At 72.9% G+C, this 19,131-nt stretch carries 14 protein-coding genes; 7 read left to right on the top strand and 7 right to left on the bottom strand.

Translation table 11 applies throughout. From position 1 onward, the window contains the following. Window positions 1–40: 40 nt before the first annotated feature. From ACGFW5_RS29020 to ACGFW5_RS29010, 3 genes are all read right to left on the bottom strand, one after another. Window positions 41–841, bottom strand: coding sequence for a hypothetical protein (locus ACGFW5_RS29020; RefSeq protein WP_393837325.1), 801 nt, complete (start codon window positions 839–841; stop codon window positions 41–43). Between the two features lie 364 nt (window positions 842–1,205). Beyond that, window positions 1,206–2,426: an acetyl-CoA C-acetyltransferase gene (locus ACGFW5_RS29015; RefSeq protein WP_393837266.1), complete on the bottom strand. Its 1,221-nt coding sequence runs from the start codon at window positions 2,424–2,426 to the stop codon at window positions 1,206–1,208. Window positions 2,427–2,934: 508 nt separating this feature from the next. Then, the gene (locus ACGFW5_RS29010; protein ID WP_393837265.1) at window positions 2,935–3,927 is read right to left on the bottom strand and encodes an SGNH/GDSL hydrolase family protein; all 993 of its coding nucleotides are present in this window, start codon (window positions 3,925–3,927) and stop codon (window positions 2,935–2,937) included. Window positions 3,928–4,091: 164 nt separating this feature from the next. Between ACGFW5_RS29010 and ACGFW5_RS29005 the strand changes: the two genes are divergently transcribed. Continuing rightward, window positions 4,092–5,480: a cystathionine beta-synthase gene (locus tag ACGFW5_RS29005; protein ID WP_393837264.1), complete on the top strand. Its 1,389-nt coding sequence runs from the start codon at window positions 4,092–4,094 to the stop codon at window positions 5,478–5,480. 1,148 nt (window positions 5,481–6,628) lie between these two features. On the opposite strand, the gene ACGFW5_RS29000 is transcribed toward ACGFW5_RS29005, so the two are convergent. Both ACGFW5_RS29000 and ACGFW5_RS28995 read right to left on the bottom strand, forming a co-directional pair. After that, complete coding sequence (locus ACGFW5_RS29000) at window positions 6,629–7,072, bottom strand: hypothetical protein (protein WP_393837263.1); 444 nt, start codon at window positions 7,070–7,072, stop codon at window positions 6,629–6,631. Beyond that, window positions 7,059–8,558 (bottom strand): purine-cytosine permease family protein, encoded by a 1,500-nt coding sequence (locus ACGFW5_RS28995; protein ID WP_393837262.1) that lies wholly within the window; start codon window positions 8,556–8,558, stop codon window positions 7,059–7,061. The genes ACGFW5_RS29000 and ACGFW5_RS28995 overlap by 14 nt, the downstream gene beginning before the upstream one ends. Window positions 8,559–9,169: 611 nt before the next feature. On the opposite strand from ACGFW5_RS28995, the gene ACGFW5_RS28990 reads away from it, so the two are divergent. Together ACGFW5_RS28990 and ACGFW5_RS28985 are read left to right on the top strand one after the other, a co-directional pair. Continuing rightward, the gene (locus ACGFW5_RS28990; protein ID WP_393837261.1) at window positions 9,170–10,009 is read left to right on the top strand and encodes a MurR/RpiR family transcriptional regulator; all 840 of its coding nucleotides are present in this window, start codon (window positions 9,170–9,172) and stop codon (window positions 10,007–10,009) included. Between the two features lie 290 nt (window positions 10,010–10,299). Next, window positions 10,300–10,866, top strand: coding sequence for a hypothetical protein (locus ACGFW5_RS28985; RefSeq protein ID WP_393837260.1), 567 nt, complete (start codon window positions 10,300–10,302; stop codon window positions 10,864–10,866). 18 nt (window positions 10,867–10,884) lie between these two features. Here the strand turns inward: ACGFW5_RS28985 and ACGFW5_RS28980 are convergent, their stop codons facing one another. Further along, window positions 10,885–12,231, bottom strand: a complete 1,347-nt coding sequence (locus ACGFW5_RS28980; RefSeq protein ID WP_393837259.1) for a diaminopimelate decarboxylase — start codon at window positions 12,229–12,231, stop codon at window positions 10,885–10,887. A 115-nt stretch (window positions 12,232–12,346) separates the two neighbouring features. Between ACGFW5_RS28980 and hutU the strand changes: the two genes are divergently transcribed. The 4 genes from hutU (at window position 12,347) to hutI (ending at window position 18,520) form a co-directional block, all read left to right on the top strand. Continuing rightward, a complete protein-coding gene (gene hutU / locus ACGFW5_RS28975) occupies window positions 12,347–14,011 on the top strand; it encodes a urocanate hydratase (protein ID WP_393837258.1) in 1,665 nt (554 codons plus the stop codon). A gap of 539 nt (window positions 14,012–14,550) precedes the next feature. Continuing rightward, a complete protein-coding gene (locus tag ACGFW5_RS28970; protein ID WP_393837257.1) occupies window positions 14,551–15,741 on the top strand; it encodes an allantoate amidohydrolase in 1,191 nt (396 codons plus the stop codon). Beyond that, on the top strand, window positions 15,732–17,069 hold the full coding sequence (locus ACGFW5_RS28965) for a formimidoylglutamate deiminase (protein ID WP_393837256.1): 1,338 nt from the start codon (window positions 15,732–15,734) through the stop codon (window positions 17,067–17,069). Before ACGFW5_RS28970 ends, ACGFW5_RS28965 begins: the two co-directional genes overlap by 10 nt. A 284-nt stretch (window positions 17,070–17,353) precedes the next feature. Further along, a complete protein-coding gene (hutI, locus tag ACGFW5_RS28960; protein ID WP_393837255.1) occupies window positions 17,354–18,520 on the top strand; it encodes an imidazolonepropionase in 1,167 nt (388 codons plus the stop codon). Window positions 18,521–18,624: 104 nt separating this feature from the next. On the opposite strand, the gene ACGFW5_RS28955 is transcribed toward hutI, so the two are convergent. Beyond that, a complete protein-coding gene (locus ACGFW5_RS28955; RefSeq protein ID WP_393837254.1) occupies window positions 18,625–18,924 on the bottom strand; it encodes a hypothetical protein in 300 nt (99 codons plus the stop codon). Between the last annotated feature and the right edge of the window lie 207 nt (window positions 18,925–19,131).

Genomic DNA, 19,131 nt, shown 5'->3' with positions numbered 1-19,131 from the left:
CCGAGGCGGACCCCAGGGAGTCGCACCCTCAAGTCGCCGCTCAGAGTGAGGCGATGACCCGGTCCGCGAGGATGTAGACGCTCTCCTCGCCGCAGGAGAAGGTCAGCGCGTACGCACCGGACACGCCCGAACCGCCGAGCAGCACCGGGGTCTGCCCGTCGCGCAGGGCCCCCGCGAGCCGTTCCGAGGTCTCGCGGTGGCCCGGGGTCATGCAGAGGGTGGTGCCGTCGGCGAAGACGTACACGTCGAGCGTGCCGAGCGGTCCCGGGCGTACGTCCGCGAGGGCGGTACGGGACTCGGCCAGCTCCTCCAGGCGGGAGACCGTGGCCTCGTGGTCGGCGACGACGGGCGTCTGGGCCGGCACGAAGTCGGGGTGCGAGGGGTGGCGTCGGCGGGCGGCGGCCAGCTCGGGGGAGTCCTCGGGGAACTCCTCCACCATCTCCAGGGCTTCGGACTCAAGGCCCACGAAGTCCGCCTGGCGGGGCAGGAAGAACGCGGCGTCCTCGCCGAGCCCGGCGAGCCCGCCCAGCATCGGAGAGGGCGCGTCGGCGGCGTCCCTGGCCTCCTGGGCGGCCCAGAAGGCACGCGCCTCGGCCAGCTCGCGCTCGCGCTCCTCGGCCAGCGCCTCCGCGACGGCGGCCCGTATTTCGGCGGCCGGTGTCCCGGTGGAGCGGGCCTGCTGGGGCAGGCTCACGTGGTGGTCGGTGTGGTGTTCGGCTCGGGCGGCTGCCAGGTCTTCGCGCAGGGCCACGACCTGCTTGCGCAGCCCGTGGGCGGCGTGCAGGGCAGCGGCGCCCACGGCCGTGGCAGCGGCCGTGGTCAGCAGCAGGGCAAGAGGCATGGCGCTCACTGACGTACTCCCGGATTCAAACGATTCCCCGACTTCCTACATCAGCTTGTCGTGAGCCCGCCCCTGCTGTCAGTGCATTACGTCACGAAATGGACAGGTCTTTGGGCCTGGGGTTTACTGCCGCAACCAATGTGACCTGCGAAAATACTCCTCCGGCAGGAGATACGTCACATCCTGGGGGAGATTCGGTCACGGTTAGGACGCGGAACGATTGGCTGTGAGTGGCCTGTGGGAGACGAGAGGCCTGGTCAGGGGGCCAGGGGTCGGACTCCGCGTTCCGTTGGGGGCGGCCGGGCCGTCAACTCTGCGTCGACGCACGGTCAACACAGCGCTCCGGCCGCCCAACGGCCCGATGTCAGCTGAGGCGTTCGATGACCATCGCCATGCCCTGGCCGCCACCGACGCACATGGTCTCCAGGCCGAACTGCTTGTCGTGGAACTGGAGGCTGTTGATCAGCGTTCCGGTGATGCGGGCGCCGGTCATGCCGAAGGGGTGACCGACCGCGATGGCGCCGCCGTTGACGTTCAGCTTGTCCAGCGGGATGCCGAGGTCCTGGTAGGACGGGATCACCTGGGCGGCGAACGCCTCGTTGATCTCGAAGAGGTCGATGTCGTCGACGGTCAGCCCGGCGCGCTTGAGTGCCTGGCGGGACGCCTCGACCGGGCCGAGCCCCATGATCTCGGGCGAGAGGCCCGTGACGCCGGTGGAGACGATGCGGGCCAGCGGGGTCAGGCCCAGCTCGCGCGCCTTGGTGTCGCTCATGATCACGAGCGCGGCGGCGCCGTCGTTGAGCGGGCAGCAGTTGCCGGCGGTGACGAGCCCGTCCGGGCGGAAGACCGGCTTGAGGCCGGCCACACCCTCGACGCTGACGCCCGCGCGGGGGCCGTCGTCCTTGCTGACCACGGTGCCGTCCGGGGTCGTGACGGGGGTGATCTCACGCTCCCAGAAGCCGTTCTTGATGGCCTGCTCGGCGAGGTTCTGCGACCGTACGCCGAACTCGTCCATCTCCTGGCGCGAGATGCCCTTGAGGCGGGCCAGGTTCTCGGCGGTCTGGCCCATCGCGATGTACGCGTCCGGGACCAGGCCGTCCTCGCGCGGGTCGTGCCAGTCGGCGCCCTCGGACTGCGCGACGGATGCGGTGCGCGCCTCGGCGTCCGCGAACAGCGGGTTGTGGGTGTCGGGCAGGCCGTCGCTGCTGCCCTTGACGGAGCGGGACACCATCTCGACACCGGCCGAGATGAACACGTCGCCCTCGCCCGCCTTGATGGCGTGCAGCGCCATCCGGGAGGTCTGGAGCGAGGACGAGCAGTACCGGGTGATGGTGCAGCCCGGCAGGTGGTCCATGCCCATCTGCACGGCCACGATGCGGCCGAGGTTGTGGCCCTGCTCGCCGCCGGGCAGGCCGCAGCCGAGCATCAGGTCGTCGATGTCGCGCGGGTCGAGGCCGGGCACCTTGGCGAGTGCGGCCTCGATGATCGTGGCGGTCAGGTCGTCCGGGCGCAGGTCCTTGAGGGAACCCTTGAAGGCGCGGCCGATGGGGGAACGGGCGGCAGAGACGATCACGGCTTCGGGCATCACGGCTCCAGGGGATGGGAAGGCAGGACTCCCTGGGAAGTTACCCGTACGTACTGGATTGGTCATCCGGGGTGGCGTGTGATGCGGGACTCTTTTCTAAGCGGTCGCTCAGTGAGGTGAGGTGAGGTGAGGTGCGGTGACGTGAGGTGAGCGGGTGCGGGTGCGGGTGCGGGTGCCCGGCGTACGGGGATGGGGCCCAACGCCCCCGTCGGGGCCCGCCCCACGCCCCGCGGCCGGGTGAACCGCCCCGGGGCCCGGTCTGCGCCTTACGGCCGGGCGGACTGCTGCCGGGGTCGGCTCCCGCCTTACGGCCGGGCGGACTGCTGCCGGGGTCGGCCCCCGCCTTACGGCCGGGCGAACCGCCCCCGGAGCCCGGGCCCAGAGGCCCGCCCCCCCGGGCCCGGTCTGCGCCCTACGGCCGCCCCCCGGGGCCCGGTCTGCGCCCTACGGCCGCCCCCCGGGGCCCGGTCTGCGCCCTACGGCCGCCCCCCGGGGCCCGGTCTGCGCCCTACGGCCGGGTGTGGGAGCCGTTGGGGGTGGGCTCCACCGGGGTGGGCAGGCGCCGTCTGCGGCGGTGTTTGAGGAGGGCCCAGGGCGCGCGTGCCCCGGTGACCTCCGTGCCTGCCTGCGCCGCCGCGGCCGAGGCCGCCTTCGCCACCGGCAGGATGTCCTCGTCGCGCGAGGCGTCGGGGTGGTCGGACTCGGGCCACAGGCCGAGCGAGGCGCACAGCGTGGGCAGCACCGCCATCGCCGCGGTGGCGTATCCCTCGGCGGACGGGTGGTAGTTGTCGGGCCCGAACAGTTCCCGCGGGTTCGCCGCGAACTCGGGGCCGAGCAGATGACCGAGCGAGACCGTGCGGCCGCCCTGCTCCACCACCACGATCGTCTGCGCCGCCGCGAGCTGGCGCGAGACCCGGCGGGCCAGCCACCGCAGCGGCTGGTAGACGGGCTCGATGGTGCCGAGGTCGGGGCAGGTGCCGACGACGACCTCGGCTCCCGCGCCACGCAGCCTGCGTACGGCGGTCGACAGGTAGCGCACCGAGGTGGTGGGCGCCATCCGGGTGGTGACGTCGTTCGCGCCGATCATGATCACGCAGACGTCGGGGGTGCGTGCCGGGTCGGCGAGCAGGACGGAGACCTGACGTTCGAGGTCGTCCGAGCGGGCACCGGGCAGCGCCACGTTCCGCAGCGTGACCATGCGCTCGGCGACCGCAGCGAGCCCGGAGGCCAGCAGCGCGGCCGGTGTCTGGCCCGCTCGGCGCACGCCTTGGCCGGCCGCCGTGGAATCGCCCAGCATGCCGAGCCTGAGCGGCGGTGTGCCGTCCGCGTACGCGGTCCCGTACAGCCCGTCCGCGTTCGGGACCTGCGGGGAGGCACCCGCGCCGCCCACCGTGCGTTTCGCGAGGGCCAGCTCGGCCAGGACGACACCGACCGCGGCTCCGGCGAGCAGCCCGATGCCGCCACCGCCGAACGCCGCGCCCGTCGCGATCCGCCGTGCCACCCTCGCTCTCGACAGAGTCCCCGCCACCGCCACCTCCCAGGAGCTTGCAGTCGTACACCAGCTAACTGCCCGGTAGCGGGTGCCGCTCAATCCAGCGCAAAGGTGAACACCCCCGCGCGGTCCGCATACGCTGGCGGTACCTAATCGGAGACCCGGAGACAACGGTGCGATTCCACGACTCGATGATCAGCCTCGTAGGCAACACCCCGCTGGTGAGGCTCAACAGTGTGACCCAGGGCATTCAGGCGACAGTCCTGGCCAAGGTCGAGTACTTCAACCCGGGCGGCTCGGTGAAGGACCGGATCGCCGTCCGCATGATCGAGGCGGCGGAGCAGTCCGGCGCGCTCAAGCCCGGTGGCACCATCGTCGAGCCGACCAGTGGCAACACGGGTGTCGGCCTGGCGATCGTGGCCCAGCAGAAGGGCTACAAGTGCATTTTCGTCTGCCCTGACAAGGTCTCCACGGACAAGATCAACGTGCTGCGCGCGTACGGCGCCGAGGTCGTGGTCTGCCCGACCGCCGTCGACCCCGAGCACCCGGATTCGTACTACAACGTCTCCGACCGCCTGGTGCGTGAGACGCCGGGCGCCTGGAAGCCGGACCAGTACAGCAACCCGAACAACCCCCGTTCGCACTACGAGACCACCGGTCCCGAACTGTGGGAGCAGACGGAGGGGAAGATCACCCACTTCGTCGCGGGCGTCGGCACCGGCGGCACCATCACCGGCACCGGCCGCTACCTCAAGGAGGCCAGCGACGGGAAGGTGCGGATCATCGGCGCGGACCCGGAGGGTTCCGTGTACAGCGGCGGCTCCGGCCGGCCGTACCTGGTGGAGGGCGTCGGTGAGGACTTCTGGCCGACCGCCTACGACCAGAACGTGACCGACGAGATCGTCGCCGTGTCCGACAAGGACTCCTTCCAGATGACCCGCCGCCTCGCCAAGGAGGAGGGCCTGCTGGTCGGCGGCTCCTGCGGCATGGCCGTCGTGGGCGCGCTGAAGGTCGCCGAGGGCCTTGGCCCCGACGACGTGGTGGTCGTGCTCCTGCCGGACTCCGGCCGCGGCTACCTGTCGAAGATCTTCAACGACGAGTGGATGGCGGACTACGGCTTCCTGGAGGAGGGCGGCCCCTCGGCGCGCGTCTCCGACGTGCTCGGCTTCAAGGAGGCCGGTCACCTTCCCTCGCTGGTGCACATGCACCCCGAGGAGACGGTCGGCCAGGCCATCGAGGTGCTGCGCGAGTACGGCGTCTCGCAGATGCCCATCGTGAAGCCGGGCGCGGGGCACCCCGACGTGATGGCCGCGGAGGTCATCGGTTCGGTCGTCGAACGGGAGCTGCTCGACGCCCTGTTCACGCAGCGTGCCGCGCTGGACGACGCCCTGGAGAAGCACATGAGCGCGCCGCTGCCGCAGGTCGGCTCGGGCGAGCCGGTCGCCGACCTGATGTCGGTGCTCGGACGGGCCGACGCGGCGATCGTGCTGGTCGAGGGCAAGCCGACCGGTGTGGTCAGCCGCCAGGACCTGCTGGCGTTCCTGGCACGCACCGCGAAGTAGCCGGGCGCGCCCCGCGACGCCCTGGCCGGCGCAGCGCCCCGGCCGGGCTCGGCCGGGCTCGGCCCGGCCGCGTGGTCGGGCCGGGCTTCCGTCCTGCGTCACGGGTCACGGGCTGCCCGCGTGGGCCGTGCGGGTCGTGGGTCGACCGTCGTGGTCAAGCCGGTGACGTCGCGCAACCGGTACGCGCATGACATGTTCGCGCAGCATCCACTTAATACTCGGCGTGCAGAGTGGGGGGTGTCGGCGGGGGACCCTGGGCAGGGGACTCGGCCGATGCCACCAGTGGCGTCGGGAACCTCCGGAGCGGCTCCCGGACTTCCCCGAGGCGCCCGGGGCCGGGCCCGGCATGCGCCGGGTCCGCGTCCCTCGCGGGGGCTGCCGTCGTCCCGGCCCCCGGGAGCCCCCGGGGGTGTGCGGCGGCCCCTGCGGGCGGCCGGCCGACGCGGACTGGCTGCGCAGTTCCCCGCGCCCCTGAACTCCCTCGCGTCTGCGGGCCGTGTGTGGCTGGTCGCGCCGTTCCCCGCGCCCCCCAAACCCTCCCGCGCCTGCGGATCGTGGTCGCTTCTCGCGCAGTTCCTCGCGCCCCTGAACCCGCTTTCGACCGCGGGCCGTGGGCGGTTGCTCGCGCCGTTCCCCGCGCCCCCCAAACCCTCCCGCGCCTGCGGGCCGTGGTCGCTTCTCGCGCAGTTCCTCGCGCCCCCAAACCCCCTTCCGGCCGCGGACTGTGGGCGGTTGCTCGCGCAGTTCCTCGCGCCCCTGTAGGGCTCCCGGAATCGCCTCTCGCGGCCACCGCGGCGGAGCCGCGCCATGACACAGTCCCGCGCCCCTAACAAACAGCACTGGTGCAGGGGACGTGCTGGCCTGCATGGGCATCTTCAGCCTGTCCGGCGATTGAGGACGAGCGCCGTTCAGGCGCGAACGGGGGTGCAGGGGGCGGAGCCCCCGCATGGGTCTGGGGCGCAGCCCCAGGGAGCCGCACCCTCAAGTAGCCGCACGGGCGGGTGGGTGGGAAAACCCGCCCGGGGTCTGGGGCGGAGCCCCAGGGGGCTGCACCCTCAAGTAGCCGCACGGGATGGGGGTCCCCCTGCTCCTTAAGAGCTTGGGGGAGGGTGGGCGAACCCCCCGGGGTTCACCGGCGGAGCCGAGGGTCACCCGTCCGCCCCAGACCGCTTGAACAACTGCCACGGCCACCGATGCGCCGCATGCACCGCGTTGACGCCCACGATCCCGCACCACGCCACCACCAGCCCCTTGAGCCCACCCTGCGCCCCACCGATCGCGGACAGCGGAATCGCCAGGATCAGCGAGACCATGGCGAAGCCGAAGCGCTCACCGAAGTTGCCGTCCGCGCCACCCCCCGCGGAACGCCCGCCCCGCGCCACGACCATCTGCTGCTCCGCCAGCTGCCGCCGCACCCGGCGGTCCACCGAACCGTCGACCCGCTGCTCGACCTTCTCAAGGAAGGAGTCGACGAGCGCGGTCTCGTAGTCGGGGCCGAGCTCCCTGCGGGCGTGCAGGGTGGCGTCGAGTTCCTTCTTGAGCTCGGGGTCCTTGACGAGACTGGGCCGGGGCTCGGTGTCACGGGCATCCATGCGTTTCACGGTACGGAGCCGGCGCCCCGTCCGCAGTGGGGGTATCCCCCGTATTCCTCCTTCGTGCCAGTACGAAGAAGAGCGCCGCAGGGACGGCGAGCCCCACGATCCAGGAGATGTCCGCGCCGCCGAGCGGTGCGACGAGTGGGCCGGTGTAGAAACTCGTGGCCAGGAACGGGAGTTGGGCCAGCACGCCGATGACGTACACGGACAGCGCGTCCCAGCGCCAGGCGCCGTACCGGCCCCGTGCGTCGAAGAGCGCGGGGATGTCGTAGCGCTCGCGCGAGATCAGGTAGTAGTCGACCAGGTTGATCGCCGACCACGGCGTGAAGAAGGTCAGCAGGAAGAGCAGGAAGTCCTTGAACGAGGTCAGGAACGAGTCCTTGCCCGCGAGCGCCACCGCCGTGCCGGCCAGCATGATGCCCGCGATGTAGAGGGCGCGGGCGCGCGGGCCGACCGTCTTGTGGCCCCGGAACCCCCCGATGCCGGTCACCATCGACATGAACCCGCCGTAGGTGTTGAGGACGTTGATGGTGAGCTTGCCGAGCGCGATCGTGAAGTACAGGAACGAGGCGATCAGGCCGGCGCCGCCGAGCCCGACGACGTACCCGACCTGGTCGGCGAGGAAGGCGTCGCCCGCGGTCGCCGCGACCAGGACGCCGAAGGTCATCGACCACTGCGAGCCGAGCGCGGAGCCCGCCAGCGTCCACCAGAACGTGGCACGGGCGCTGGTCGTACGCGGCAGATAGCGCGAGTAGTCCGCGACGTACGGGCCGAACGCGAGCTGCCAGGACGCGGAGAGCGAGACCGCGAGCAGGAACATCGGCAGGTGGAAGGCGCGGTCGTGCAGGACCGCCGTCAGGTCGATCCGGTCCAGCAGGCGGATCCCGAGGTAGACGAAGGCCAGCGCGCAGATCACGCTCGCCACCCGGCCCAGCGTGTGGATGACCCGGTAGCCGATCGTCGCCGTCACCGCGGTGACAAGCGCGAAGATCACGATGCCCGGGGTCTCGCCGAGGTGGGTGAGCTCGCCGACCGCCTGGCCGGCCAGCACGGTGCCGCTGGCGAAGAACCCGACGTACATCACGATCACCAGGAGCAGCGGGACCACCGCCCCCTTCACGCCGAACTGGGCCCGCGAGGAGATCATCTGCGGCAGCCCGAGCCGGGGGCCCTGCGCCGAGTGCAGCGCCATCACGGCGCCGCCGAGCAGGTTGCCGGCGACCAGACCGAGGAGCGACCAGAACGCGCCGCCGCCGAACACCACCGCGAGGGCGCCGGTCACGACGGCGGTGATCTGGAGATTGGCGCCCAGCCACAGCGTGAACTGGCTGAAGGGGGTGCCGTGGCGCTCGGCGTCCGGGACGAGGTCGATGGAGCGCCGCTCGACGAGGCCGGCGGCTCGCCCTTCCGATCCGGCTGACCCGGCTGATGCGGCTGATCCGGCTCGCCCGGCTGATCCGGCTGATTCGACTGGTTCGGCCATGGGGGGGATGGGCTCCTTCGCGACGAGGAGGCGGAGAAGGCGGAGCGGGGTTGCCCGGCTGTATATGGTCATGCAGAGTTCTGGGTGGCTGAATAATTTGTCAATGGTTCGCACCCGGCCCCTTGGTTCCCCGTCCGGAAATGGTGGTGTTCGCGCATGTTGTCGTCCCACGTCGTGGACGCCGCGCGGGATGCGGCGTCGGCGGCGGCCGGTTGCGGGCCGCCCCCGGCGGGTGGGGGGATCGTGGCGTGCCCGGCCCGCGCCGTCCCCGGTGATGCGCTGCGGGTCCGCGCCGCCCCGGCCGCGCGCGACCACGCTGTACTCTCTCGGGGCGTCGGGGACCGGGCAGGTTCGGCCTCGCCCGTAACCCGTCGGGCACCGCGGCCCGGTGGGGTGTCGTGGCGTGAGGTGGGGGGCCAACTCGCTGTAGGGGTACGGGCGTTGCGCCGAGGCGGGGCGTGTCCCGCGCCGAGGCTCCCGGACGTGCGGGCCTTCGCGCGCGAGGGGGCCGGGCTCGACGAGGGCGCCCGTGTACACCCGGCGGCCGCCGACGACCGGGCGGCCGCACTGCTCGACCGGTTCAAGGACGTGGACGTATGAAGGGGGACGGCATGAGCGAGGGCCCTGCCGCACGGCTGCAACAGCTCTTCGAGGGGCGCCGGCTGACGCCGACCCAGCGGCGCATCGCCCACTGCATGGTGCGCCAGGCCACCGATGTGCCGTTCCTGTCCAGCGTCGAACTCGCCGAACTCGCCGGGGTCAGCCAGCCGTCGGTGACCCGGTTCGCGGTCGCCCTCGGCTTCGACGGCTACCCGGCGCTGCGCCGCCACCTGCGCGACGTGGCCCCCGTACCGGCAGGCGAGGTCGCCGAGACCTCGTACAACGAGTACCAGCAGGCGGTGCGCGCCGAGATCGAGAACCTTCAGCACCTGGCGGGCCTGCTCGCCGACCCGGGTCCGGTCGAGAGCGCCGGCCGGCTGCTCGCGGCCTCCCGGCCGCTTCCCGTGCTCGGCCTGCGCGCCGCCTCCTCGCAGGCGCGTGGCTTCGCCTACTTCGCCGCCAAGGTCCACCCCGACGTACGCCTCCTGGACGAGGGCGGCACGATGCTGGCCGACCGGATCGACGCGGCGCTGCGGGCCGGGGCCTCGGCCCTGCTGTGCTTCGCGTTGCCGCGCCACCCCAAGGAGGTCGTCGAGGCGCTGGCGTACGCGCGGTCCGCCGGGCTCACCGTGGTCACGGTCGCCGACTCGGCGTTCGCGCCGGTCGCCAAGCACAGCGACCTGCTGATCCCGGCGGCGGTCGGCACGGGGCTCGCGTTCGACACGGCGTGCGCGCCGATGCTGCTCGGCCGGGTCCTGCTCGAAGCGATGTGTGACGCCCTGCCCGACGCGCAGGCCCGCCTGGAGGAGTTCGACGCGCAGGCCGCGGCGCGGAGCCTGTTCGTGGAGTGACCCGCAGGCCCCAACCCCCTGGGTCTCCGCCCCGGAGCCCGGCTTGCGCCGGGTGGTTCAGGGGCGCGGGGAACTGCGCGAGAAGCGGGCACGGTCCGCGGACGACAGCGGGGTTGCCGGGGAGGTGGCCCCTGCCGCCCGGCACCGAGACGTTGAGGGGCGCGGGGAACTGCGCGGGCGCCTGCGCCCACCGGCGCGCAGCCGGGTCGCAGATGGCGCGCTCTCTCACGAACCGCTCAGATTGCCCGGCTATCGTCCGCGCCAGTTGTTCGAGCGCATGGAGGTGGACCGTGAGTCGCGGAGGGCAGGCGCTGGCGCGCGTGGCGGTGATCGTACGGGCCGGGGCGGCCCCGCTGTGGTGGCTCGGTTTGCTCGCGGCGGGCATCGGTGCGGTGCTGCCGGTGAGCCTCACCGGGCGCCGGATCGGGCTGCTCGCGGGCGCGGCGCTCTTCCTCCTCACGGCGGCCGCGGTGCTCCTGGCCCGGCGCCGCCGCTACGCGCACTTCGCGAAGGCCGCCTCCCGCGCCGCCAAGGCGGATTTCCTCCAGGTCCGTTCCGTGACCGTGCGCACCTGGCGGCGGGCCCGGCGCTGGTGGCTGGTGCTCGCCTTCGTCGCGGCGGCCGGCTCCTCCTTCGCGCTGCCGGGCGCGGGCGGTCTGCTGATGGCCGGCGCGGGCGTCGGGCTGTGGCTCAAGGCGGTCTGGCTCGGCCGTCTGGAGCGTACGGGCGACGCGCTGCTGTGGGTCAGGACGGACTGGGTGCCGCGGGGTGCGCCGGTCGGCAAGGGCGTACGGGGCTTCCGGGCGACGGGGCCCGGCGCGGGCGACGCCGCGCCCGGCGGGGCCCGGCGCCGCTGAGGGGCGCGGCCCACCCGTTCAGAGCAGGGCGTCCGCGTGGGCGCCGCCCGCCTCCGTGACCAGGTCCTCGACGGACTGCGGGCTGCGTACGGTCGCGAACCGGACGCCGTCGGGTGTGGCCGTGAAACCGTGAACTCCCGGTCTGGCAAGGGAGTTGTAGGAATAGTGGTGTGCGAAGTAGTACGCGCCGGTGTCGAGCACCGCCGTGTAGTCGCCCTGTTCGAGCAGCGGCAGTGGGCGGTTCTCGGCGAGCAGGTCACCGGCGAAGCAGGCCGGTCCCGCGACGTCCTGCGCGACGGCCGGGCCCGGCTTGGGGCGGCCCTTCGCGTCGTACGCCTCGATCCGCAGCGGCCAGGACGCGGGCGCGTACACGGTGCGGGCGGCGATCTGCACCCCCGCGTGGGTCACCGCGATCGGCCGGCCGCCCGAGCGCTTGGCGTACTCGACGCGTGCGAGCACCGTGCCGTGCTTGGCGAGCAGTGAGCGGCCGAACTCCGTCACCAGCGCGTACCGCCCGTCGAACAGACCCGGCACCGTCTCCTTCAGGACGCGGACGTACGCGGCGTACGTCGGTGTCTCCTCGTCGGAGCCGAAGTTGACCGGGAGTCCGCCGCCGATGTCGAGGGTGTCGACCTGCCGGCGCCCCACCGCCGCGTTGATCTCCTCGGCGAGCTCGTAGGCGGCCCGGACGCCCTGGGCCATGAGGGGGAGCGCCACGCCCTGCGACCCGGTGTGGGTGTGCAGCCGGGTCAGCCACGGGCGCTCGGCGTACGCCCTGACGACCCAGTCGCGGGCCCCGTCGTCCAGGAGTGCCACGCCGAACTTTGACGTGGCCGTCGCCGTGGACAGGGCGTCGATGGATCCCGCGCCCACCTGCGGGTTGACGCGGATGCCGAGCGGCGACGCGGTCCCGGCGGAGTCCACCAGCGCGTCGAGGCGGGCCAGCTCCTGGGGGTTGTCCGCGTTGACGGCGATGCCGAGGCCGAGCGCTTCGCGCAGCTCGGCCGGGGTCTTGGCGGGGGAGTCGAGCACGGTGTCGGCGGCGCTCATCCCGGCGGCCCTGGCCAGCGCCAGCTCGCCCGGGCTCGCGACCTCGGCGCCGAGCCCCTCCTCGCGCAGCAGCCGCAGGACCGGCACCAGCGGGCAGGCCTTCACGGCGAAGGCGTGCAGCACGGGAGCGTCGGTGGCGTCGGCGAAGGCGGCCCGCAGGGCGGCGGCGCCCGCGCGCATGCCGGTGGTGTCGAGGAGGGCGACGATGGGGGCGTCGGGCCCGACGAGGCCCTGTTCCACCGCGGCCCGCACGGCCTGTGCGCGGCGCCGGGCGGCATCACTCGCGGCTGTGGAGGGCGTTGCCGGGGCAGTCATGCGATCAAGCCAATCACCGGGCGGGCCGGAGTGCAGGGGCGCGCTACGTATTGACTAGTTCTATTCAGTGACCCAGGATGTGAATATCTGGATCAGGTCACGAGGAGGCATCGCCATGTCAGGACCCCGCCCCGTACGGGCACCGCGCGGTACGGAACTGAGCGCCCTGGGATGGCAGCAGGAAGCCGCGCTGCGCATGCTCCAGAACAACCTCGACCCCGAGGTCGCCGAACACCCCGACCAGCTCGTCGTCTACGGCGGCACCGGCAAGGCCGCCCGCGACTGGCGCTCCTTCGACGCGATGGTGCGTACGCTGCGCACCCTCAAGCAGGACGAGACGATGCTGGTCCAGTCCGGCAGGCCCGTCGGCGTCATGCAGACCCACGAGTGGGCGCCGCGCGTCCTGATCGCCAACTCCAACCTCGTCGGCGACTGGGCCAACTGGGAGGAGTTCCGCCGCCTTGAGGCCCTTGGCCTCACCATGTACGGCCAGATGACGGCCGGCTCCTGGATCTACATCGGCACCCAGGGCATCCTCCAGGGCACGTACGAGACGTTCGCCGCGGTCGCCGCCAAGAGGTTCAACGGCACCCTCGCCGGGACGATCACGCTCACCGCCGGCCTCGGCGGCATGGGCGGCGCCCAGCCGCTCGCCGTCACGATGAACGACGGCGTCGCGATCTGTATCGACGTCGACCCGCGCGCCATCGAGCGCCGCATCGAGCACCGCTACCTGGATGTGCGGGCCGACTCCCTGGAGCACGCGCTCCAGCTGGCGGTGGAGGCCCGCGACGCCCGCCGCCCCCTGTCGATCGGCCTGCTCGGCAACGCGGCGGAGCTCCTGCCCCGGATGCTCGCCGAAGGCGCCCCGATCGACATCGTGACCGACCAGACCTCGGCCCACGACCCGCTGGCCTACCTGCCCCTCGGCGTCGACTTCGACGACATGGCGGCGTACGCGGCGAAGGACCCGGCCGGGTTCACCACCCGCGCCCGTGAGTCCATGGCCAAGCACGTCGAGGCGATGGTCGGCTTCATGGACGCCGGCGCCGAGGTCTTCGACTACGGCAACTCCATCCGCGGCGAGGCCCAACTCGCGGGCTACGAGCGGGCGTTCGCCTTCCCCGGCTTCGTGCCGGCCTACATCCGCCCGCTGTTCTGCGAGGGCAAGGGCCCCTTCCGCTGGGCGGCGCTTTCGGGTGAGGCGTCCGACATCCACAAGACCGACAAGGCGCTGCTGGAGCTCTTCCCGGAGAACGAGTCCCTGCACCGCTGGATCAAGATGGCCGGCGAGCGCGTCCACTTCCAGGGTCTGCCCGCGCGGATCTGCTGGCTCGGCCAGGGCGAGCGGGACAAGGCGGGCGACATGTTCAACGACATGGTCGCCAACGGCACGCTCGCGGCGCCCCTCGCGATCGGCCGTGACCACCTGGACTGCGGGTCGGTCGCGTCTCCGTACCGCGAGACCGAGGCGATGCTCGACGGGTCGGACGCGATTGCCGACTGGCCGCTCCTGAACGCCATGGTGAACGTCGCCTCCGGCGCGTCCTGGGTGTCCATCCACCACGGTGGCGGTGTCGGCATGGGCCGCTCCATCCACGCGGGGCAGGTGTCGGTGGCCGACGGCACGAAGCTGGCCGGCGAGAAGATCCGGCGTGTCCTCACCAATGACCCCGGGATGGGTGTCATTCGGCATGTAGATGCGGGGTACGACGTGGCGGAGCGGGTGGCGTCGGAGAAGGGCGTCCGCGTCCCCATGCGAGAGGGTGCCTCCGAGTGACCCCGGACCCGTCCCCTGGGGCTCCGCCCCAGCCCCCGTTCGCGCCTGAAGCCCGCTCGTCCTCAAGCGCCGGACGGGCTGAGGTGGCCGCTGCTGAGCACGCCGCCCAGGCCGAGCCCGCCGGGGGCGCGGGGAACTGCGCGACCGGCCCCGTACGGTCTGCGGGTGAAGGCGGGGTTGCTGGGGCTGTGCCCCAGGCCCCCTTCGCGCCTGAAGGGCGCTCGTCCTCAATCGCCGGACGGGCTGAGGTGGCCGCTGCTGAGCATGCCGCCCAGGCCGAGCCCGTCAGGGGCGCGGGGAACTGCGCGACCGGCCCCGCACGGTCTACGGGTGAAGGCGGGGTTGCTGGGGCTGCGCCCCAGGCCCCCTTCGCGCCTGGAGGGCGCTCGGCCTCAAGCGCCGGACGGGCTGAAGATGCCGGGATGGCGGCTCCCGACCCTGCCAGGGGCTCCACCCGCCCCGCACGGCCCGCACCCGGCATCGTCCCCCCGGAGGGTATCGGGAAGGGGCGGGGTGGGGGAGGAGCCACCTTCCACGAGATGTGGCGCGAGCTCACCCCCATCGGCCGCGACAGCGCAACCCACGGCTACCGCCGCCACGCCTGGACCGCCGCCGACGCCGACTGCCGCGCCTGGTTCCGGGCGCAGGCCGAGGCCCGCGGGCTCACCTATGAGCTCGACCGCAACGGAAACCAGTGGGCCTGGGCCGGCGACCCCGAGGCCGGCGACGCCGTCGTCACCGGCTCGCACCTCGACTCCGTCCCCGACGGCGGCGCCTTCGACGGCCCCCTCGGCGTCGTCTCGTCCTTCGCCGCGCTCGATGAACTCCGAAGGAGAGGCGCCGAGTTGACCCGGCCTCTCGCCATCACCAACTTCGGCGACGAGGAAGGGGCCCGGTTCGGCCTCGCCTGCGTCGGCTCCCGGCTCGCCGCCGGACAGCTCACCGTCGAGGCCGCGCACCGCCTGCGCGACCAGGACGGGATCAGCCTCCCGCAGGCGATGGAGCGGGCCGGGTACGACCCGGACACCATCGGCCCCGACCCCGAACGCCTCGCCCGCATCGGCGCGTTCGTCGAGCTGCACGTCGAACAGGGCAGGGCGCTCGACCTCAGCGGCGACGCCGTCGGCATCGCCTCCGCCATCTGGCCGCACGGCCGCTGGCGGTTCGACTTCGCCGGCGAGGCCAACCACGCCGGCACCACCCGCCTCGTCGACCGCCGCGATCCGATGCTGACGTACGCCGAGACCGTCCTCGCCGCCCGTCGAGAGGCCCAACTCGCGGGCGCCGTCGCCACGTTCGGCAAGATCTCCTGCGAGCCCAACGGCGTCAACGCCATCCCCTCCCTCGTGCGCGGCTGGCTCGACTCGCGCGCCGCCGACCAGTCCACCCTGGACACCGTCGTCGCCGCGATCGAGCACGCCGCGAGGGAGCGCGCCGAGCGTGACGGCGTGGACCTCACCGTCGTACGGGAGTCGTTCACACCCGTCGTGGAGTTCGAGCACGCGCTGCGCGACGAGATCGCCAAGATCCTCGGCGGCGCCGCACCGGTCCTGGGGACCGGGGCCGGACACGACGCCGGAATCCTCTCCGGCTCGATCCCGACCGCCATGCTGTTCGTACGCAACCCGACCGGCGTCTCGCACTCGCCGGCCGAGTACGCCGGCGAGGACGACTGTGTCGCCGGGGTGCTCGCACTCGCCGATGTACTGGAGGGCCTGGCGTGCAGGTGACGTACTGGCTGGAACACGCCTGGCTCGACCCCGACGTCGAGCCGGGCGTGGTCGTGGAGGTCGCCGACGGCGGCCGGATCTCCGCCGTCCGCAAGGGAGTCGAGACACCGCCCCCGGGCGCCGTCGTGCTGCGCGGGTTCACCGTTCCCGGCCTCGCCAACGCCCACTCGCACGCCTTCCACCGCGCCCTGCGCTCCACGGTGCAGGTCGGCTCGGGCACGTTCTGGACCTGGCGCGAGACCATGTACCAGGTCGCCTCCCGGCTCACCCCGGACTCGTACCACGCGCTCGCCCGCGCGGTGTACGCGGAGATGGCGCTCGCGGGGATCACCGCCGTCGGCGAGTTCCACTACCTGCACCACGCGCCGGGCGGCATCCCCTACGACAACCCCAACGCGATGGGCGAGGCGCTGATCGCCGCGGCCGCCGACGCGGGGATCAGGATCACGCTGCTCGACACGGCGTACCTGTCCTCCGGCTTCGGCGCCGCGCCCGACCGGCACCAGCTGCGCTTCAGCGACGGCACCGCCGACGCGTGGGCGGAACGCTGCTCGGGCCTCAAAGAGCAGGGCCACGCCAGGATCGGCGCGGCCATCCACTCCGTACGGGCCGTCCCCGCACGGGAGTTGGGCACGGTCGCCGGGTGGGCCGAGGAGCGCCGGGCCCCGCTGCACGTCCACCTCTCCGAGCAGACCGCGGAGAACGAGGCCTGCCTCGACGCGTACGGGATGACGCCGACCGAGCTGCTCTGCGAGCACGGGGTGCTGGGGCCGCGCACCACCGGCGTCCACAACACGCACCTCACCGACGGGGACATCGCCCTCATCGGCTCCACCGCCACCGGCACCTGCATGTGCCCCACCACCGAACGCGACCTCGCCGACGGCATCGGCCCCGCGCTCGCCCTCCAGCGGGCCGGTTCCCCGCTGTCGCTGGGCAGCGACAGCCACGCCGTGATCGACCTGCTCGAAGAGGCACGGGCGATGGAGCTCGACGAGCGCCTGCGCACCCGGACACGGGGCCACTGGACGGCCGCGGCGCTGCTGCGGGCGGCCACGGCCGACGGGCACGCGGCGCTCGGCTGGTCCGAGGCGGGCCGCATCGAACCGGGCGCCCTGGCCGACCTGGCCACGATCGCCCTGGACTCCGTCCGGACGGCAGGGGCGGTGCCTCGGCTCGCCGCGGAGACCGCGGTGTTCGCGGCGTCGGCGGCCGACGTCCGGCACGTCGTGGTCGGCGGCCGCCAGGTCGTGCGGGACGGCACCCACACCCTCGTCCCCGACGTCCCGTCGGCTCTGTCCAAGGCCCTGACCACCCTACGATCCTGACCCCTGGGGCTCCGCCCCAGACCCCGTTCCGGGCCCCTCCCCGCCCCTTCCCCAAACCCTTTGGGGGCGCAAGGAAAGACCTTGGGCTCCGCCCCAGACCCCGTTCGCGCCTCAAGGGCGCTCGTCCTCGAATGCCGGACGGGTTGGGTATGCCTCAGCAGGAGCCCGTCAGGGGCGCGTCAGGGGCGCGGGGAACTGCGCGACCAGCCACGCCTGGCCCGCGGGTGTGCATCCACCCCCGGCGGGTCTCGGGAAGGGGCGGGGTGGGGGATAGAAAGGAAGCCATGCCCAGCACCCTCGTACAGAACATCGCCACCCTCGTCACCAACGACCCCGAACGGGGAGACGGCCCCCTCGGCCTCCTCCAGGACGCCGCCCTCGTCATCGACGGCGACACGATCGCCTGGACCGGACGCACCGCCGACGCCCCGGCCGCCGACGAGGCCGTCGACGCGCGGGGCCGCACCGTCATCCCCGGCTTCGTCGACTCCCACTCCCACCTCGTCTTCGCGGGCGACCGGACGCAGGAGTTCAACGCCCGCATGAGCGGCCAGGCCTACGCCGCAGGCGGCATCCGTACCACCGTCGCCGCCACCCGCGCCGCGAGCGACGAAGAGCTGGGCGCCAACGTGGCCCGCTATCTCGCCGAGGCGCTGCGGCAGGGCACCACCACCCTGGAGACCAAGTCCGGCTACGGCCTGACCGTCGACGACGAGGCCCGCGCCCTGCGCATCGCGGCCGAGCACACCGACGAGGTCACCTACCTCGGGGCACACATCGTGGCCCCCGAGTACGCCGACGACCCGGCCGGATACGTCGCCCTGGTCACCGGCGACATGCTGGACGCCTGCGCCCCGCATGCCCGTTGGGTCGACGTCTTCTGCGAGAAGGGCGCCTTCGACGGGGACCAGGCGCGCGCGATCCTCACCGCGGGCAAGGCCAAGGGCCTGCTGCCGCGCGTGCACGCCAACCAGCTGACCTACGGGCCCGGCGTGCTGCTCGCCGTGGAGCTGGAGGCGGCGTCCGCCGACCACTGCACCCACCTCACGGACGCGGACGTCGACGCGCTGGCCAACAGCACGACGGTCGCGACGCTGCTGCCCGGCGCCGAGTTCTCCACCCGCGCCCAGTGGCCCGACGCCAGGAGGCTGCTGGACGCCGGGGCGACCGTGGCGCTGTCCACCGACTGCAACCCGGGCTCGTCGTTCACGTCCTCGATGCCGTTCTGCGTCGCGCTCGCCGTGCGGGACATGAAGATGACACCGGACGAGGCGCTGTGGTCGGCGACCGCGGGCGGAGCCGCGGCCCTGCGCCGCACCGACATCGGCCGGCTGTCCCCGGGCGCCCGTGCCGACCTCGCGTTCCTGGACGCGCCCTCGCACGTCCACCTCGCCTACCGGCCCGGCGTCCCGCTGGTGAGCGAGGTCTGGCGGGCGGGCCGCAGGGTCTGAACCCCGCCTCACTCCTGCGGGGCCCGGCCCGGTGGCGTGGAAGGGCCGGGCCCCGGCACAGCGGCTCGCCCGTTCACGCGCCGAGCGCCGCTGCCGTACGTCCCTCAGGCACTGGCCAGGCGCTCGATCTCCGCCGTGTCCCCGGTCGCGAGCAGAGCGAACAGGCGCAGCACCTCGTCCTTGGAGACGCCGGACAGCTGGCGCGGGGGAGCGTCGGGGTCGTCCAGGTTCTCCCACAGCAGCCACAGCAGCTCGCCGCTCGGGAAGGCGCTCAGTGACCAGCTGTTCTCATGGGTCAGGGAGACATCGGGGTGCTCGTCGTCGGCGTCGGCCAGGCCGTCGAGGATCGTACGCATCGTCGCTTCGTCGGGCGCCTCGACGGAGGTGCCCGAGAGATCGGTCATGAAGTAGCTCATACCGTGCATTAGCTCACGCAGGACCCTTCCGCGTCCCTCCGGCCCCGCCCGCCCCGGCGGGAGACCGGGGGGAGACCGCTGGGAGACCGGAGGGGAGGCCGGGGGGGTGCCCCTATGGGTTTGGTCAAGGTGATGGGGCGGGCTGGGGTTCGTAGAAGGTGCCGTCTCGGAGCATCGCGAAGAGGACGTCGGCTC

This window comes from Streptomyces sp. NPDC048416 (assembly GCF_043200435.1).
Taxonomy (GTDB): Bacteria; Actinomycetota; Actinomycetes; order Streptomycetales; family Streptomycetaceae; genus Streptomyces.
This window is presented reverse-complemented; position numbering and strand designations above follow the sequence as displayed.

Excerpts from the sequence above, each read along its gene's own strand:
- ACGFW5_RS29020 (WP_393837325.1), bottom strand. The coding sequence starts at position 841 with ATGCCTCTTGCCCTGCTGCTGACCACGGCCGCTGCCACGGCCGTGGGC.
- ACGFW5_RS29015 (WP_393837266.1), bottom strand. The coding sequence starts at position 2,426 with ATGCCCGAAGCCGTGATCGTCTCTGCCGCCCGTTCCCCCATCGGCCGC.
- ACGFW5_RS29000 (WP_393837263.1), bottom strand. The coding sequence starts at position 7,072 with ATGGATGCCCGTGACACCGAGCCCCGGCCCAGTCTCGTCAAGGACCCC.
- ACGFW5_RS28995 (WP_393837262.1), bottom strand. The coding sequence starts at position 8,558 with ATGGCCGAACCAGTCGAATCAGCCGGATCAGCCGGGCGAGCCGGATCA.
- ACGFW5_RS28990 (WP_393837261.1), top strand. The coding sequence starts at position 9,170 with ATGAGCGAGGGCCCTGCCGCACGGCTGCAACAGCTCTTCGAGGGGCGC.
- ACGFW5_RS28980 (WP_393837259.1), bottom strand. The coding sequence starts at position 12,231 with ATGACTGCCCCGGCAACGCCCTCCACAGCCGCGAGTGATGCCGCCCGG.
- hutU (WP_393837258.1), top strand. The coding sequence starts at position 12,347 with ATGTCAGGACCCCGCCCCGTACGGGCACCGCGCGGTACGGAACTGAGC.
- ACGFW5_RS28970 (WP_393837257.1), top strand. The coding sequence starts at position 14,551 with ATGTGGCGCGAGCTCACCCCCATCGGCCGCGACAGCGCAACCCACGGC.
- hutI (WP_393837255.1), top strand. The coding sequence starts at position 17,354 with ATGCCCAGCACCCTCGTACAGAACATCGCCACCCTCGTCACCAACGAC.
- ACGFW5_RS28955 (WP_393837254.1), bottom strand. The coding sequence starts at position 18,924 with ATGACCGATCTCTCGGGCACCTCCGTCGAGGCGCCCGACGAAGCGACG.